Annotated in this window: 17 protein-coding genes; 8 read left to right on the top strand and 9 right to left on the bottom strand. The window is 60.5% G+C overall.

Translation table 11 applies throughout. The annotated features are described in order from the left end of the window. Nucleotides 1–8 precede the first annotated feature (8 nt). Both ubiB and ubiE read right to left on the bottom strand, forming a co-directional pair. On the bottom strand, nt 9–1,571 hold the full coding sequence (gene ubiB, locus LH464_RS03250; RefSeq protein ID WP_226784936.1) for a 2-polyprenylphenol 6-hydroxylase: 1,563 nt from the start codon (nt 1,569–1,571) through the stop codon (nt 9–11). Nucleotides 1,572–1,613: 42 nt separating this feature from the next. Then, complete coding sequence (ubiE, locus tag LH464_RS03245) at nt 1,614–2,390, bottom strand: bifunctional demethylmenaquinone methyltransferase/2-methoxy-6-polyprenyl-1,4-benzoquinol methylase UbiE (RefSeq protein ID WP_226784935.1); 777 nt, start codon at nt 2,388–2,390, stop codon at nt 1,614–1,616. A 154-nt stretch (nt 2,391–2,544) separates the two neighbouring features. On the opposite strand from ubiE, the gene mutM reads away from it, so the two are divergent. The 6 genes from mutM (at nt 2,545) to LH464_RS03215 (ending at nt 8,453) form a co-directional block, all read left to right on the top strand. Then, nucleotides 2,545–3,435: a bifunctional DNA-formamidopyrimidine glycosylase/DNA-(apurinic or apyrimidinic site) lyase gene (gene mutM, locus LH464_RS03240; RefSeq protein WP_226784934.1), complete on the top strand. Its 891-nt coding sequence runs from the start codon at nt 2,545–2,547 to the stop codon at nt 3,433–3,435. A 10-nt stretch (nt 3,436–3,445) separates the two neighbouring features. Then, entirely contained in the window at nt 3,446–4,222 is a 777-nt protein-coding gene (locus LH464_RS03235) for an enoyl-CoA hydratase (RefSeq protein WP_226784933.1), read from the top strand. Between the two features lie 187 nt (nt 4,223–4,409). Beyond that, nucleotides 4,410–4,676, top strand: a complete 267-nt coding sequence (rpsT, locus tag LH464_RS03230) for a 30S ribosomal protein S20 (protein ID WP_226784932.1) — start codon at nt 4,410–4,412, stop codon at nt 4,674–4,676. A gap of 838 nt (nt 4,677–5,514) precedes the next feature. Further along, entirely contained in the window at nt 5,515–7,080 is a 1,566-nt protein-coding gene (gene dnaA, locus LH464_RS03225) for a chromosomal replication initiator protein DnaA (protein WP_226784931.1), read from the top strand. A 153-nt stretch (nt 7,081–7,233) separates the two neighbouring features. Next, the gene (locus tag LH464_RS03220) at nt 7,234–7,851 is read left to right on the top strand and encodes a LysE family translocator (protein ID WP_226784930.1); all 618 of its coding nucleotides are present in this window, start codon (nt 7,234–7,236) and stop codon (nt 7,849–7,851) included. 8 nt (nt 7,852–7,859) lie between these two features. After that, on the top strand, nt 7,860–8,453 hold the full coding sequence (locus LH464_RS03215; protein WP_226784929.1) for a class I SAM-dependent DNA methyltransferase: 594 nt from the start codon (nt 7,860–7,862) through the stop codon (nt 8,451–8,453). A 37-nt stretch (nt 8,454–8,490) separates the two neighbouring features. Here the strand turns inward: LH464_RS03215 and hemW are convergent, their stop codons facing one another. From hemW to rph, 4 genes are read right to left on the bottom strand one after another with little or no spacing between them, the layout of a single operon-like run. After that, nucleotides 8,491–9,678 carry a radical SAM family heme chaperone HemW gene (hemW, locus tag LH464_RS03210; protein WP_390624917.1) on the bottom strand — a complete coding sequence of 396 codons (1,188 nt, stop codon included), beginning with the start codon at nt 9,676–9,678 and terminating at the stop codon, nt 8,491–8,493. Continuing rightward, on the bottom strand, nt 9,675–10,319 hold the full coding sequence (gene rdgB / locus LH464_RS03205) for an RdgB/HAM1 family non-canonical purine NTP pyrophosphatase (protein ID WP_226784927.1): 645 nt from the start codon (nt 10,317–10,319) through the stop codon (nt 9,675–9,677). The genes hemW and rdgB overlap by 4 nt, the downstream gene beginning before the upstream one ends. A 10-nt stretch (nt 10,320–10,329) precedes the next feature. Further along, nucleotides 10,330–10,737: a VOC family protein gene (locus LH464_RS03200; protein WP_226784926.1), complete on the bottom strand. Its 408-nt coding sequence runs from the start codon at nt 10,735–10,737 to the stop codon at nt 10,330–10,332. 11 nt (nt 10,738–10,748) lie between these two features. Beyond that, nucleotides 10,749–11,465 (bottom strand): ribonuclease PH, encoded by a 717-nt coding sequence (gene rph / locus LH464_RS03195; RefSeq protein ID WP_226784925.1) that lies wholly within the window; start codon nt 11,463–11,465, stop codon nt 10,749–10,751. A gap of 165 nt (nt 11,466–11,630) precedes the next feature. Here rph and hrcA point away from each other — a divergent pair, with 165 nt between their 5' ends. Together hrcA and grpE are read left to right on the top strand one after the other, a co-directional pair. Beyond that, entirely contained in the window at nt 11,631–12,713 is a 1,083-nt protein-coding gene (hrcA, locus tag LH464_RS03190; RefSeq protein ID WP_390624911.1) for a heat-inducible transcriptional repressor HrcA, read from the top strand. Nucleotides 12,714–12,799: 86 nt separating this feature from the next. Next, nucleotides 12,800–13,453: a nucleotide exchange factor GrpE gene (grpE, locus tag LH464_RS03185; protein ID WP_226784923.1), complete on the top strand. Its 654-nt coding sequence runs from the start codon at nt 12,800–12,802 to the stop codon at nt 13,451–13,453. A gap of 75 nt (nt 13,454–13,528) precedes the next feature. Here grpE and ptsN read toward each other — a convergent pair whose 3' ends face one another. From ptsN to LH464_RS03170, 3 genes are all read right to left on the bottom strand, one after another. Beyond that, complete coding sequence (gene ptsN, locus LH464_RS03180; RefSeq protein WP_226784922.1) at nt 13,529–13,993, bottom strand: PTS IIA-like nitrogen regulatory protein PtsN; 465 nt, start codon at nt 13,991–13,993, stop codon at nt 13,529–13,531. 66 nt (nt 13,994–14,059) lie between these two features. Continuing rightward, a complete protein-coding gene (gene hpf / locus LH464_RS03175; RefSeq protein WP_226784921.1) occupies nt 14,060–14,635 on the bottom strand; it encodes a ribosome hibernation-promoting factor, HPF/YfiA family in 576 nt (191 codons plus the stop codon). Nucleotides 14,636–14,949: 314 nt separating this feature from the next. Next, complete coding sequence (locus tag LH464_RS03170) at nt 14,950–15,402, bottom strand: SRPBCC family protein (protein WP_226784920.1); 453 nt, start codon at nt 15,400–15,402, stop codon at nt 14,950–14,952. Between the last annotated feature and the right edge of the window lie 96 nt (nt 15,403–15,498).

Below are 15,498 nucleotides of genomic sequence, written 5' to 3'. Positions count from 1 at the left end.
TGCCAGCGCTATCCGATTGCGAAGGCAAGATAGACGAGGCAGAGCGCAATGATCCAGAGGGCAATGCGGCCCGATCGGCTGTGGCGGGCTTCCGACCGCCCGATGGCTTCCGCCGTCTCCGGATCGAAGCGCAGGCCGCGCTCACTCATCCGCACGACTTCGTGGTGAAGCTTTTCCGTTTCGGCCGCAATCTGAGGCAGTGCTTCCGCCAGCTTGACCACGGCCTTCACCCCATCCTGCAGGTCGGAGAGCATCCGCTTCGGCCCAAGGTTGTCGCGAATCCAGTCGCCGACCACGGGTTCGGCCGCCTTCCACATGTTGAAACGTGGATTGAGGATACGGGCGACGCCTTCGACCACGACCATGGTCTTCTGGAGCAGGATGAGCTCCGGCCGCGTCTGCATTTCGAAGAGGTCCGTCACCTCGAAAAGCAGCGCCAGAAGCCGGGCCATCGAGATGGTTTCGGCCGGCTGGCCATGGATCGGCTCACCAATGGCTCGAATGGCCTGCGCAAAGCTCGAAACGTCGTGATGTGCGGGTACGTATCCCGCCTCGAAATGCACTTCCGCAACGCGCATGTAGTCCCGCGTGATGAAGCCGAAGAGAATTTCCGCGAGGAAGCGGCGTTCCTTTCGACCGAGGCGGCCGACGATCCCCATGTCCACGGCGACGATGGTACCCGTCTTGTCGACGAACAGGTTTCCCGGATGCATGTCGGCGTGGAAGAAGCCGTCACGCAGGGTATGTCGCAGGAAGGACTGGATCAGGGTCTCGGCAAGACGGTCGAGGTCATGGCCCGCCGAACGAAGCCCTTCCAGGTCCGACATCTTGAGGCCGTCGATCCACTCCATGGTGATGACGTCACGGCCGGTCCGCTCCCAGTCCACGGTCGGGAAGCGAAAACCGGGGTCGTGCTTGGTGTTCTCGGCGATTTCCGTAAGGGCGGCTGCTTCCAGCCGCAGATCCATTTCCACTTTCGTGGTCTGCTCGAGCGTCCGGGTCACTTCGACTGGGCGTAGCCTGCGGCTCGACGGCATGAAGCGTTCCTGCATCCGCGCAAGCAGATACATGCTCTCGATGTCGTGCGCGAAGCGCTGGCGTACACCGGGGCGCACCACCTTCACAGCGACTTTCTTGTCCGCGACCACCGCCGGATGGACCTGCGCAATCGAGGCTGCGGCAATTGGCTGACCGAACTCGGAATAAAGATCGGCAATCGGCCGGCCGAGGGACAGCTCGATTGCGGTTTTGGCTGTCTCCGTCGGGAAGTAGGCCATCTGGTCCTGAAGCATCGAAAGATCGACTGCCCAGTCCACACCCACGACGTCGGGACGGGTGGCCAGGAACTGGCCGATCTTCACATAGGACGGCCCCAGGCGGTCCACGGCCCGGGAGAGCCGAATGCTGCGCGCCTCCTTTTTCGCACGGAAGCGTGCAAAAGGCTCGGTGAGCGTTTTGAAAAGACTGATGGAAGGCGGCATGTCCTGGGTCGGCAGGGCCGAGACAACGCCTTCGCGAACGAGAACCCACCCGACGCGGACGAGGCGGAAATAGGCACCGATCGTACTCATGAACCGCCCTTACGTCTTGCACCACATGCTACGACCATCAGTTCAGAGCTTCCAGCCGGAATGGAGCGCGGCAATGCCGCCTGTGTAATTCGTATAGGTGACGCGAGAGAAGCCGGCCGTGCGGATCATCGTGGCAAAGTTCTCCTGGTTCGGAAACTTGCGGATCGACTCGACCAGATACTGGTACGGTTCGCTTTCGCCGGTGATCATTTTGCCGAACTGCGGGATCGCCTTGAACGACCACTCTTCGTAGAATCGATCGAGCAGCGGCATTTCGACCTCGGAAAATTCCAGCACCAGCAGGCGACCGCCGCGCTTCAGTACGCGGTAGGCCTCCGTCAGTGCCACATCGATCCGCGGCACGTTGCGAATGCCGAAGGCGATCGTATAGGCGTCGAAGCTGTTGGGTTCGAACGGCAGCTCCTCGGCATTCGCCTCGACGAAGGTGAGATTGTCGGACAGTCCCTTCTTGGCGGCACGCTCCGTGCCGACGGCAAGCATCGACCCGTTGATGTCGAGCACGGTGGCATGCGCCTTTCGACCCGATGCCTCGACGATGCGGAAGGCGATGTCGCCGGTGCCGCCTGCAACGTCGAGCACCTTGTAGGCCTCTTCCTTGCGCGGGTTGAGGGCCGAAATCATCGCATCCTTCCAGACGCGGTGCATTCCCGCCGACATCACGTCGTTCATGATGTCGTAACGCTTGGCGACCTTGTGGAACACGTCGTTGACGAGAGGTTGCTTTTCGCCTTCGGAAACCCGGCGGAAGCCATAGGATGTTTCCATCCCGCCTTCGGCGGAGGTGCGCGCGTCACTCATCGGCAAAACTCCTTTGCTCGTCGTCATCCGGGCGGCGACCATAGCGAAATCACTCGCGCCTCGCTATCTGTGCCGCAAGTCTATTGAGCAGTGCGACGTTTGGCCCGGTCTATAGATCAGGTTGGCAGGCGTTGGAACAGGAAGTTAGAAAACCATGCCCGAATTGCCAGAGGTGGAAACGGTCAGGCGCGGACTTGCGCCGACCATGGAGGGTGCAACGATAGCGAGGCTGGAACTTCGCCGGCCGGACCTGCGGTTCCCCCTGCCTCCGGAACTCCCCGAGGCCGTCGGGGCCAAGCGCATCCTTTCGCTTGGCCGGCGTGCGAAGTATCTCCTGATGGATCTCGAGGACGACCTGACGATCATTTCGCATCTCGGCATGTCTGGCTCCTTCAGGGTGGAGGAAGGGGATGGGTCCGAAACTCCAGGCGACTTTCACCATCCCCGATCAAAGGACGAGAAGCATGATCATGTCATCTTTCACCTCGGTCCTGCGAACCGGCGGCTGCGCGTGATCTACAATGATCCCCGCAGGTTCGGTTTCATGCACCTCTGGAAGCGGAGCCAGCTTGACAGCTATCCGGCCTTTGTTGGCCTCGGGCCGGAGCCTACCGGCAACGCACTGGATGCCGGCTATCTGGCCGGGCGCTTTCTCGGGAAGAACCAGCCACTCAAGGGCGCCTTGCTCGACCAGAACGTGATCGCAGGCCTCGGCAATATCTATGTCTGCGAGGCGCTATGGCGGGCGCATCTGTCACCACTTCGCAAGGCCGGTACGCTGGTGACCCTGACCGGTCGCCCGAAGAAGGAACTGGTTCTGCTGACGGAGGCGATCCGTGCCGTCATTGCCGACGCCATCGCAGCCGGCGGCTCGTCGCTGCGCGATCACATCCAGACCGACGGCTCGCTCGGCTACTTCCAGCATTCCTTCTCGGTCTATGATCGCGAAGGCCAGGCTTGCGGGACGCCCGGCTGCAACGGTACGGTCGCGCGCGTCGTGCAGTCCGGACGCTCGTCGTTCTACTGCGCCGGCTGCCAGAACTAGGGAGAACACCATGCAGGATTTCGAGACATTGCTGACGGAGGCACGGGGCAGCGTCGGGCTCATCACACTGAACCGCCCAAAGGCACTGAATGCGCTGAATTCGGGCGTCATGCGGGAACTCGCAGAGGCGCTGAAGGCATTCGACACCGATCCGGCCATAGGTGCGATCGTGCTGACCGGATCCGAAAAGGCGTTTGCGGCGGGTGCCGACATCAAGGAGATGCAGTCGGTGAACTTTGTCGATGCGTTCGTCGGCGACTTTCTCGGCGGATGGGAAGCGGTCGCGAACACCCGCAAGCCGCTGATCGCGGCGGTTTCAGGCTATGCGCTCGGCGGAGGCTGCGAGCTGGCAATGATGTGCGACTTCATCATCGCATCGGACACGGCCAGGTTCGGCCAACCGGAGATTACCCTCGGCGTCATCCCGGGAATGGGTGGGTCACAGCGTCTGACGCGCGCCGTCGGCAAGGCGAAGGCCATGGACCTGGTTTTGACCGGGCGGATGATGGATGCCGCCGAGGCGGAAAGGGCAGGGCTGGTGGCCCGCATCGTGGCGCCGGAGCGCCTGCTCGACGAGGCGCTGGAAGCAGCCGCAAAAATCGCGTCCTTCTCACGTCCGGCAGTGATGATGGCAAAGGAAGCCGTGAGCCGCTCGGACGAGATGACGCTTGCCGAAGGCCTCCGGTTCGAGCGGCGGCTTTTCCAGGCTCTCTTCGCCACCGAGGACCAGAAGGAGGGCATGGCGGCCTTCGCTGAAAAGCGGAAGCCGAACTTCGTCCACCGTTGATCCCCTCTGGCAGGCGGGACAGACAAATTGCGCGTTGACGGGGGCGGCCTTTCAAGTTATATGCCGCGCCACAGATGAGAAAGCCTTATCACGGCTTCCTCTAATGCTCCCGAATTGCTGAAGATATGGTCGCAGGTGGCCGGCGCTGCAATGGTGGAGTTTGGTTCGAATTCGTAGAGAGGCATACATGGCCAATACAACTTCGGCGAAAAAGGCGACCCGCAAGATCGCTAGCCGTACCGCAGTCAACAAGGCTCGTCGTTCGCGCGTCCGCGGCTTCATCCGCAAGGTCGAAGAAGCGATTGCTACCGGTGACGTCGCCGTAGCAGCCGAAGCTCTGAAGGCAGCTCAGCCGGAAATCCAGCGCGCCGCCACCAAGGGCGTTCTTCACGGCAACACGGCCTCCCGGAAAGTTTCCCGCCTGGCCGCCCGCGTGAAGGCACTTTCCGCTTAATATAAGCGCTTCACATTATTGTGACAAAGCCTGGCGGTTCGCCGGGCTTTACTGATTCATGGCCTTGGCATTGAAAGCCGAAATTGAGGCGCCCGGCCATAGTGTCACCCCGATGACACGTTTCCTTTAATATTTACAATGACTTATACGAGGTTCTCGGCGAGGGCGGCGTCCACATGACGCTTTTGAGACCCCGAAAACGAGTCAAGATTATTTTTATTTTTCCTGTGAATCGACGCTCCGTTCCTCTGTCATTTTTGAATCCCATTGATTCAACAGCGATTCTGGAAAGCGCCTCCTGATCGATGCTGCGACCGTGGAAAGAGTCAACGGTCGGCGCCAGGTTTTGGGTAAAAAACGGCATTGATCTCGATCCCCGATCCTGCCTAAATGCCGTCAGCAAGGGCACGGGGATAACTTCAGTAAGGCGACTGCCAACCGCGGATCTCATTCGCGGGGTATTGCTTTTTTGCTTTTGTGGCGGGTCTTAAAATCCGCTTTTCATGTAACTGTCGGTTGTACGCCGGAATCCAGCAGGTTTCCGGACGGCACCATATTGTTCATTGCGTACCGGCGGCAGTCGGTAAGGCCGAAGGAGAGATTGCGCGGACCGACCATGCGAGGACGGGAAGTCTGCACCGAGGGTCAAGACCCCCTCACCAGGCGGCAAGGCGCCGAAATGTCCATGTCTTTGGCTGGCATCGGAGGATTTTGGCGAATACGAGCGGGATGACGAACTGGCCTCTCATGAGGGGACGTCAGGCGCCATCGAAACGAGGTTGTTCTGGCGACGGCGAAAGACGTCGGCAGGTCAGGAAATTTAAAGGCGGCAACATCAATGCAAACGAATACCGTGACGGCACGTGCATCAGGCGACGGGGACCATGCACTGCAGGCATTCGATTCAGCATCCACACAAGCGGCAGGGAAAAATTTGGATACGCAGCATCAGGCCCTGTTCGAGCGATTCAGCAAACGTCTGAAGGCACAGGTCGGCCAGGATGTTTTTGCGAGCTGGTTCGGCCGGCTGAAGCTTCATTCCTTCTCCAAGAGCGTCGTTCGGCTCAGCGTGCCGACAACTTTTCTGAAGTCGTGGATCAACAACCGTTACCTGGACCTCATCACCAGCATCTTCCAGGCTGAAGACCCGGACATCCTGAAGATCGAAATCCTCGTTCGTACTGCCAGCCGCAACGTTCGCCCGGCCTCGGTAGAAGTGGGGACGCTCTCTGCGGATGCGGCCCCGGTATCGCAGGCTTCGGCTCCTCGCCAGACGACGGCTCGCGAAATCGGAAAGATCGCGTCCTTTTCATCGTCTCACTCAGCCGCGCGCCCCAATACGGCTGGCCCGCTGTTCGGCTCGCCGCTCGATACCCGCTATACCTTCGATACTTATGTGGACGGTCCGTCCAATCGCGTGGCGCTTGCTGCTGCCAAGACGATTGCCGAAGCCGGTGCCGGTGCCGTTCGCTTCAATCCGCTGTTCATTCATTCCGGCGTCGGCCTTGGAAAGACGCATCTGTTGCAGGCGATTGCCAATGCAGCCGTTTCCAGCGCTCGCGCCCCCCGGGTGGTCTATCTTACGGCTGAATACTTCATGTGGCGCTTCGCGACCGCGATCCGCGACAATGACGCGCTCACACTGAAAGACTCCCTCCGCAGCATCGACCTCCTGATCATCGACGACATGCAGTTCCTGCAGGGCAAGACGATCCAGAACGAGTTCTGCCATCTGCTCAACACGCTGCTCGACAGCGCCAAGCAGGTGGTGGTCGCGGCGGACCGTGCTCCCTGGGAGCTGGAATCCCTTGATCCGCGGGTTCGTTCGCGTCTCCAGGGCGGTGTCGCCATCGAGATGGAAAGCCCGGACTACGAAATGCGTCTGGAAATGCTGACGCGCCGTCTGGAAAATGCCCAGCAGGACGATCCGTCCCTGGAAATCCCTGCGGAAATTCTCTCCCACGTGGCGACGAACGTGGCCAATAGCGGTCGCGAACTGGAAGGCGCCTTCAACCAGCTTCTTTTCCGTCGTTCGTTTGAACCTTCCCTGTCGATCGAGCGGGTCGATGAGCTTCTCGCTCATCTGGTCGGTACCGGGGAAGCAAAGCGTGTCCGGATCGAGGACATCCAGCGGATCGTGGCACGTCACTACAACGTGTCGCGCCAGGAACTGGTGTCGAACCGCCGCACTCGCGTCGTGGTCAAGCCGCGCCAGATCGCCATGTATCTGGCGAAGACGCTGACGCCGCGGTCCTTCCCGGAAATCGGTCGCCGCTTTGGCGGTCGTGACCATACGACCGTCCTCCATGCGGTCCGCAAGATCGAGGACCTCGTCTCCGGCGACACGAAGCTTAGCCACGAGATCGAGCTTCTCAAGCGTTTGATCAACGAAAACAACGCCTGATAGGTGTGCCTGGCTTTCGGGCCGCAGGCGCATAAACCGAAAATCAAGGATGCGGCGAGCTTGTCTCGCCGCATCCTTACGCCGTATGGACCCCTTGACCGGGGTCGCCGTTGCAGGGCATCTCTGGCAAGTTGATCTGTCGGGGGTGTGGGCATGTTTCTTCTGTCGGTGGCAACCATCTGGGCGGTGGCTTGCATTACGCCTGGGCCTAACACGCTGCTCGTCATGCGATATGCATTGACGGCGCCGCGGGCCGTGGCGATTGCGGCGGCGGCAGGCACGATTACCGGCACATTCTGCTGGGGTCTTGCCGGCTGGCTCGGTATCAATGTCCTGTTCCAAGCGGTGCCCTTCGCCTATGTGGCGCTGAAGATCGTCGGCGGGCTTTACCTCGTCTGGCTCGGCTTCAAGATCCTGCGCGATGTCCGCAAGGCCGGCCAGGTTGCCGACCTCGCTGCTCCGAGGATGGAGATCCCGCTGAAGGCAGCCTACCGCATGGGCCTGGCCACCAATCTCGCCAATCCGAAATCGGCGCTGTTCGTCGCCTCGCTTTTTGCGGCCACCATGCCGGCCGGGACGCCCGTCCTCTATGGCCTCGCCGCCATTGCCGTCATGATCGCCGTCTCGACGGTCTACTACACCTGTCTGGTCGGACTGATCACTCACCGCAAGGTGGCGGCGGCCTATCTCAAGGCCAGGAAAAAGATCGATCTCGGCGTCGGCGTGGTCTTTCTCGGCTTCGGCACGAAGCTCCTTGCCTCGCAAAGGTAGGACTTTGCATGAAACATTCGGATGCAACCGGACGCTTTTATGCGGAAAATGCCCAGAACTACGCGCGCCATACGGAAGAACCCAGCCGGCACTGGCTTGATCGCTTCCTGAGGAAACTGTCGTCCGGCGCAGAAATTCTTGAGCTCGGCTGCGGCAACGGCCGTGACAGCGCAGAGATGATCCGCCGTGGTTTTCGGGTGACGCCAACGGACGGGACGCCGGAAATGGCGGCGGAAGCTTCGCGCCGTCTCGGCATTCCTGTCCCCGTCCTGCGCTTCGACCAGATCGAGGCAGTCTGCGCTCTAGACGGTATTTGGGCGAATGCCTGTCTGCTGCACGTTCCACGCGCCGAGCTTGACGGCGTTTTCCATCGCATCCATCGCGCGCTTTCTCCGGGCGGTGTCTTTTACGCCAGCTTCAAGGCAGGTGAGGCGGAGGGGCTTGATGCTCTCGGGCGTTATTACAATTATCCATCCGAGGCATGGCTGCGCAGGGCCTGCCAGAGGTGGAAGTGGGCCTTTCTCGAACTCGAGATCAGCCAAGGCGGCGCCTATGACAAACAACCTACCGTCTGGCTGCACCTGTTGGCGGTCAAAGCATAGTGGGGCCGTGGTATAGGGTGGTGGCCTGAGGCGCGCCTCAACAGGCGAGGTCGGCAACGACGGCATCGAGCACCAGCATGCCTTTCGGCGTGCAGCGCAGGCGCGAGTTGCCGAGGCGTTCTATGAACCCGTGTTCCAGTAAAGTCTGCTCCCGCGCCGGATCGGGGTCGCGGCCTGAGAGCTGCTGCCAGCGGGCGAGATCCACACCTTCCGTCAGCCGCAATCCCATCAGCAGAAGTTCATCGGCCTGTTCGTCGCGTCCGAGATCTTCCTGCTCCACCATGCCGTGGCCCTGCCGTTCCACGAGTTCCAGCCATGTCTCGGGCCGGCGCTCGGTTGCAGTCGCGATCTTGAAGGGGCCGCGCGTCAGCCGGCCATGCGCGCCGGGGCCGATCCCGGCGTAATCGCCATAGCGCCAGTAGGTGAGGTTGTGCCGGCTTTCGGCACCGGGCCGCGCATGGTTGGAAACCTCATAGGCCGGCATTCCGTGACGCGCGGTAATCTCCTGGGTCGCTTCATAGAGGTCTGCGGACTGGTCCCCGTCGGGCACGATCAGTTTGCCGGCCTTGTGCAGGCCGAAGAAGGGCGTGCCCTCCTCGATGGTCAACTGATAGAGCGAAAGATGATCGACGGCGTAGGAGATCGCCTCCTTCAATTCCGCCTCCCATGCCTGAACCGTCTGTTTCGGGCGCGCGTAGATGAGGTCGAAGCTCATGCGCGGGAAGATTTCCCGCGCCAGCCGAATGGCCTTCAGGGCATCGGCCACATCATGCAGGCGGCCGAGAAAGCGAAGGTCGGTGTCGTTCAGTGCTTGCACGCCAAGTGAAACCCGGTTTACGCCTGCGGCGCGGTAGCCACGGAAGCGCTCGGCCTCGACGCTCGACGGATTGGCTTCCATGGTGATCTCGATACAATCCGGCACGTGCCAATAGCGGGCAATGCCGTCGAGGATCGCCTGTACAGTGGCCGGGTCCATCAGGGATGGCGTGCCGCCTCCGAGGAAAACGCTGGTGACGGTCTTCGGACCGCTCATCCGCCGCATCGTCTCCATTTCCTTGAGGAAGGCGGCGGTAAAGCGGGGCTGATCGACCGGCTGGTGACGGACGTGGCTGTTGAAGTCGCAATAAGGGCATTTGGCCGCACAGAACGGCCAATGCACATAGATGCCAAAGCCGGGCTCACCGGTATCAGGCAGAAGGGACGCGTCGGAATTCAACGGGTTCAGGTCTCCAGGCAGGTTTCGACGAAGCGTTTGAACGCGCGGGCCCGGTGCGACAGGGCCTCCGGCTCTCCACGCTTCCAGCCGTGTTTCTCGTCCGAGCTCATTTCGCCGAAAGTAAGGTCATGGCCGGCCGGTTGGAAGACCGGATCATAGCCGAACCCCTTGTCGCCACGCGGCGGCGATACGACAATGCCCTCGACCTCGCCGCGGAAGAACTCGGTGTGACCATCCGGCCAGGCAAGGCAGAGAACGCTGACAAAGCGGGCAGTCCTTTGCTCGGAGCTGACGGCGCCGCTATCGGCCAGGGCCTTTTCGACCTTCTCCATTGCCATGACGAAATCCCGCGTGCCATCACCGCACTCCGCCCAATCGGCGGTGTAGACGCCCGGCGCACCATCCAGCGCATCGACGACGAGGCCGCTGTCGTCGGACAGTGCCGGCAATCCGGAGGCTTTCGCGGAGGCGAGCGCCTTGATCGCGGCGTTTTCCTCGAAAGTCGTGCCGGTTTCGTCGGGTTCGTCGAAATTCAGTTCCGCGGCTGATTTGGCCGCAAAGCCGAACGGCCCGATCAGTTCCGCAATCTCGCGGATTTTGCCGGCGTTGTGGCTGGCGACGACGATGGTCTTGGTATCGAGCTTTCTCATGGAAACTACCTCAGGCGATGGACCAGAGGCCCGGTTCTGCGCATTCGAGACTGTTGCCCGCTGGATCGCGGAAATAGATGGACCGCGCGCCGTTGGGCCAAATGACGTCGCTCTCGATCTCGACGCTTGCGGCAGTCAAGCTGTCTGCCATGGCGTCAAGATTTTCGCGAGCGACGCGGAAGCATGCATGACCCTGGCCCGTTGAGCCGTGCGGCGGGACCTGCAATCCGCCGGGCGGCGGCGGCTGGATGGTTTCCTTGGGGTTGAAGATCAAAAGGACGCCCGGTCCGCAGCGGAAAAACACGTGCCGGGATCCGGCACGTGCGATCCGTTCGAGGCGCAGGATGCCGCCGTAGAAAACCTCTGCCGCATCGAGATCCTCTGCATAGAGCGCGGTCTCCAGCACGCCGTCGATCAACGGGTTCTCCTTTAGGCGATGACCTGTTTCTGCAGGGCGACCAGTTCCTGCGTGCCATCTTGTGCAAGCTTCAGCAGCGACAGGAATTCCTCCTGGCTGAACGGCGCGCCTTCGGCCGTACCCTGAACCTCGACGATGCCACCTGAACCGGTCAAGACGAAATTGGCGTCCGTTTCTGCAGCGGAGTCCTCGATGTAGTCGAGGTCAATCACCGCCTGGCCGGCGAAGATCCCGCAGGAGATGGCGGCGACATGATCCTTCAGGACCTTGTCCACCTTGGCCATGGAACGGGCTTCCATCCACTTCAGGCAGTCGTGAAGAGCAATCCAGCCACCGGTGATGGCGGCCGTGCGGGTCCCGCCGTCTGCCTGGATGACGTCACAGTCGATCGTGATCTGCTTCTCGCCGAGAGCGGTCAGGTCGACGACTGCACGCAGCGAGCGCCCGATTAGTCGCTGGATCTCCTGGGTGCGTCCGCCCTGCTTGCCGGAGGCTGCCTCACGCCGCATCCGGTCGCCGGTGGCGCGCGGCAGCATGCCGTATTCCGCCGTTACCCAGCCTTTGCCGCTGTTGCGGAGCCATGCCGGGGGCTTTTCCTCAAGGCTGGCGGTGCACAGGACATGGGTGTCGCCGAAACGGACCAGGCAAGAGCCTTCCGCATGCTTGGAAAAGTTGCGCTCGAAGGAAACCTTGCGCATCTGGTCGGTTTTTCTGCCTGAAGGCCGCATATCTTGCTCCCGAGAGTTGGTACCGCCTTCTAAGGGGCTCCCCCGCCATTTGCAAAGGAAAAGGGGTAATCCATAAGCAGCACGGTTCAGGGATTTCGATGTGGCGAAGACGGCTGCGAATGACTATATTTTCGCTACAGCCGAACAGAGGTTTCAAAGCGAGCAATGGGTTTTATGGCACGAGGGGACAACGGCATACCGCTGGACGACCGTTCGCGCGAGATTTTCAGAAACATCGTCGAGGGTTACCTGGAGACCGGCGAGCCGGTGGGATCGAGGAACCTGTCGCGTCTTTTGCCGATGTCGCTCTCGCCGGCTTCCGTGCGCAACGTGATGAGCGACCTGGAAGAACTTGGCCTCATCTACGCGCCCCATATCAGCGCCGGCCGTTTGCCCACCCAGTCCGGCCTCCGCTTTTTCGTCGATGCTTTCATGCAGGTTGGCGATCTTTCGGAGGAGGAGCGGACCAGTATCGAGCGGCAAATCCGCCCCGAGGGCAGGGACCGTCCGCTGGAGAGCCTGATGAACGAGGCCAGTCGCCTGCTCTCCGGGGCATCGCGCGGGGCTGGGATCGTCATAACGACAAAGAGCGATCCCGTGCTGAAGCACGTGGAGTTCATCCGGCTTGAGCCCACCAAGGCGCTCGCCGTCCTCGTCGGGGAAAAGAACCAGGTCGAGAACCGCATCATCGACCTTCCCGCCGGGGTGAGCTCATCGCAGTTGACCGAGGCCGCGAATTTTCTGAACGCTCATCTGACCGGGCAGACGCTTGTCGAACTTCGGGGCCAGCTCGAAAAGCTCAAGGCGCAAGTACAGAACGAGCTGACGGTCCTGTCTCAGGATCTCGTGGAGCGCGGCCTGGCCGTCTGGTCGGGCAGCCGGGAGGACGGCAAGCCGAACCAGCTCATCGTCCGCGGCCGGGCGAACCTTCTGGAAGCGATAGCGGGTGCCGAGGATCTCGATCGCCTGCGTATGCTCTTCGACGATCTCGAGAAGAAGGATAGCCTGATCGAGATACTGGAGCTCGCCGAAAGCGGACCAGGCGTGCGGATATTCATCGGCTCGGAGAACAAGCTGTTCTCGCTGTCCGGTTCGTCGCTCATCGTCGCGCCCTACCGCGATCAGGAAGAGCGGATCGTCGGCGCAGTCGGAGTGATCGGGCCGACCCGCCTCAATTATTCCCGCGTTGTACCGATGGTGGATTACACCGCGCAGGTCCTCGCCCGGCTGACACGCCAGCAGCTTTAACTCGCAGACACCCCACGAGCCTTGATTTTTGAGGTTCAAACCTCGATATCGGGCACAACTTTGTGAACACTACACCGGAGAAGGTCATGAGCGACGAAACAAAGAAAAACGGACCTGACGCGGGCAAGAATGAATCCGCCCCCGACAACACTGCAGAAGCACTGGCGTCCGCGCTGCAGGACGCAGCAGCGAATGACGCGGCTGAAACGCAGGAGGTCGAGATCGATCCCGTAGAGGCTCTGAGGGCGGAAAACGCCGATCTGCGTGACCGCTTCCTCCGCATGGCTGCGGAAATGGAAAATCTCCGTCGTCGGACGGAGCGCGATGTAAAGGATGCCAAGTCCTATTCTGTCGCGTCTTTCGCGCGCGATATGCTGGCGGTATCGGATAATCTTCGTCGTGCTCTTGACGCCGTGCCGTTGGACGAGCGCGCCGCTGCGGACCAGACGCTCACGACACTTCTCGAAGGAGTGGACCTGACGGAGCGGGCGATGTTGTCCGCCCTCGAGCGGCATGGGATCAAGAAGATCGACGCCGAAGGTGAAAAGTTCGATCCGAATTTCCATCAGGCGATGTTCGAAATTCCGAACCAGGAAGTGCCGAACAACACTGTCCTACAGGTGGTTCAGGCGGGCTTCACCATTGGTGACCGCGTCCTGCGGCCGGCCATGGTCGGGGTATCCAAGGGAGGCCCGAAGGTGGAGGCAGCCGCAGTCGAAGGTGCCAAGGCTGGCAACTGATCGCTGATCAACAACATAAAAAGGCCGCCCGGCGTTAACGCGGGGCGGCCTTTTTATTGATTGGAGATTGAACGATCAGGCGGCGTTGGACGCCTGCTCCTCGTTCAGGAACGCATAGATGGCCGACGCGGAATCCGTCTGCCGAAGTTTGTTGACCAGTTCCTGATCGCGCAGAATACGGGCGATACGGGAAAGAGCCTTGAGGTGGTCGGCACCCGCACCTTCCGGTGCGAGAAGCAGAAAAACCAGATCCACGGGTTCGTCATCAAGCGCTTCGAAATCGATAGGCGTTTCCAGCCGTGCGAACACACCTTTGATAGTGGATATGCTGCTGAGCTTGCCATGCGGGATGGCAATCCCATGACCAACGCCCGTGGAGCCAAGTTTCTCACGCTGCAGTATGACGTCAAAGATTTCCCGCTCGGCAACGCCGGTGAGCTTGGAAGCCTTTGCGGCCAATTCCTGTAGCAACTGCTTCTTGGAATTTACTCTGAGGGCGGGAATAATTGCATCTTGCTGCAGCAAATCTGCCAAAGCCATTCTTTTCATCCTTTGTACCACCGCTTGGGTGGAGGGAGCGCCGTTGCCGACGCTCTCCCAGATTTGTTAGCCTTTGATATTGGCGGAGTCGATCCAACCAATATTGCCGTCAGTGCGGCGATAGACGATGTTCAGGTCTTCCTTGCCGGGGTTCCGGAAAAGAAGGATGGGCTCATCGGTCATGTCCAACGCCATCACGGCGGTAGCGACCGACATTGTTCTCAACTGCTTCGAGCTTTCGGCGACGATTGTCGGAGCGAAATCATCTGGCAGCCCGTCATCCTCCTCCGGAATCGCATCCATGACGGTATAAGCGATTTCGGCGTGGCCGTTGCCCTGCGACCCGGCGTGGTGGTCCTTCAACTTCCTCTTGTAACGGCGCAGACGCTTCTCGATCCGCTGGGCGGCGGCGTCGAAGCTAAGCTGCGGATCATTCGCCTGGCCAGCCGCATGCAGAACGATACCGGTGTCGAGGTGAACCTTGCAGTCCGCTGCAAAGCGTGACCCGGATTTCTCCACGATCACCTGGCCCGAATACCCCCCGTCGAAGTATTTCGTGACCGCCTCGCCGATGTGGTCCTCGATCCGCTGGCGGAACGAGTCACCGATTTCCATCTGTTTACCAGACACACGCACACTCATGGATTAGTTCCTTCTTGTCGTGACTTGCGTGTTCCAGTCTACGCCAAGCTTCCCCCTCATCCAAGCGCTTCGCATGGCACAAGGGTGTTTTTGAAAACGTGACTGGATTTCAGGGAATAAGGTTTTTGCTACGTCCGTTGCGATTGCGGCGGGCTTCTAAACGCATGGGGTTGGAAAGTCAATCTGTTGTTAATAAATAGGCCGAATCCCGCGCATTTCTGCGGTTTTTGCATGGCCGAGGCTCCCGGCCATGTGCTGTCAAAGGACAGGAAAACGACACGTTTATCGTCGCTGACGCGGTGACCGCCGGCCCGTCAGCCTGCAACCTTGGCCGCCACTGCGACATTAAAGTCGGCGAAAAACTGCTGTGCCAGTTTTCGTGAAGCTGAATCGATCAGTCGCGAACCCAACTGCGCGATTTTGCCGCCCACTTGCGCCTTTGCGGTGTATTTCAGAATGGTTTCCACCCCATCTTCGACGAGTGACACATCCGCCGATCCCTTGCCGAAGCCCGCGATCCCGCCCTTGCCCTCACCGGAAATGGTATAGCTCTCCGGTGCGTTGATGTTGGAGAGCGTGATTTCGCCGTTGAAGTTTGCAGCTACCGGGCCGATCTTGATCCGGACGGTGGTGACGAGTTCCGTCGGAGATGTCTGCTCCAGGCTCTGGCAGCCGGGAACGCATTGCTTCAGAATTTCCGGATCGTTCAACGCAGCCCACACAATGTCGCGTGGCGCGACGATCCGTTCCTCGCCTTCAATGTCCATGCCGGCCTCCTCCCAGATCCTCAGATGAAGTTAGGGCAGGGGAAAGCGCTTTGCCAAGTGGCGGGCCAGTGCTATTTGCACGGAAAGTTCTAAGCA

The organism is Pseudorhizobium xiangyangii (assembly GCF_020531965.1).
Classification (GTDB): Bacteria; Pseudomonadota; Alphaproteobacteria; order Rhizobiales; family Rhizobiaceae; genus Neorhizobium; species Neorhizobium xiangyangii.
The sequence above is the reverse complement of the archived record's forward strand: the minus strand, read 5'-3'. Positions and strand labels throughout refer to the sequence as shown.

Excerpts from the sequence above, each read along its gene's own strand:
- ubiB (WP_226784936.1), bottom strand. The coding sequence starts at position 1,571 with ATGAGTACGATCGGTGCCTATTTCCGCCTCGTCCGCGTCGGGTGGGTT.
- ubiE (WP_226784935.1), bottom strand. The coding sequence starts at position 2,390 with ATGAGTGACGCGCGCACCTCCGCCGAAGGCGGGATGGAAACATCCTAT.
- mutM (WP_226784934.1), top strand. The coding sequence starts at position 2,545 with ATGCCCGAATTGCCAGAGGTGGAAACGGTCAGGCGCGGACTTGCGCCG.
- LH464_RS03235 (WP_226784933.1), top strand. The coding sequence starts at position 3,446 with ATGCAGGATTTCGAGACATTGCTGACGGAGGCACGGGGCAGCGTCGGG.
- rpsT (WP_226784932.1), top strand. The coding sequence starts at position 4,410 with ATGGCCAATACAACTTCGGCGAAAAAGGCGACCCGCAAGATCGCTAGC.
- dnaA (WP_226784931.1), top strand. The coding sequence starts at position 5,515 with ATGCAAACGAATACCGTGACGGCACGTGCATCAGGCGACGGGGACCAT.
- LH464_RS03220 (WP_226784930.1), top strand. The coding sequence starts at position 7,234 with ATGTTTCTTCTGTCGGTGGCAACCATCTGGGCGGTGGCTTGCATTACG.
- LH464_RS03215 (WP_226784929.1), top strand. The coding sequence starts at position 7,860 with ATGAAACATTCGGATGCAACCGGACGCTTTTATGCGGAAAATGCCCAG.
- rdgB (WP_226784927.1), bottom strand. The coding sequence starts at position 10,319 with ATGAGAAAGCTCGATACCAAGACCATCGTCGTCGCCAGCCACAACGCC.
- rph (WP_226784925.1), bottom strand. The coding sequence starts at position 11,465 with ATGCGGCCTTCAGGCAGAAAAACCGACCAGATGCGCAAGGTTTCCTTC.
- hrcA (WP_390624911.1), top strand. The coding sequence starts at position 11,631 with ATGGGTTTTATGGCACGAGGGGACAACGGCATACCGCTGGACGACCGT.
- grpE (WP_226784923.1), top strand. The coding sequence starts at position 12,800 with ATGAGCGACGAAACAAAGAAAAACGGACCTGACGCGGGCAAGAATGAA.
- ptsN (WP_226784922.1), bottom strand. The coding sequence starts at position 13,993 with ATGGCTTTGGCAGATTTGCTGCAGCAAGATGCAATTATTCCCGCCCTC.
- hpf (WP_226784921.1), bottom strand. The coding sequence starts at position 14,635 with ATGAGTGTGCGTGTGTCTGGTAAACAGATGGAAATCGGTGACTCGTTC.
- LH464_RS03170 (WP_226784920.1), bottom strand. The coding sequence starts at position 15,402 with ATGGACATTGAAGGCGAGGAACGGATCGTCGCGCCACGCGACATTGTG.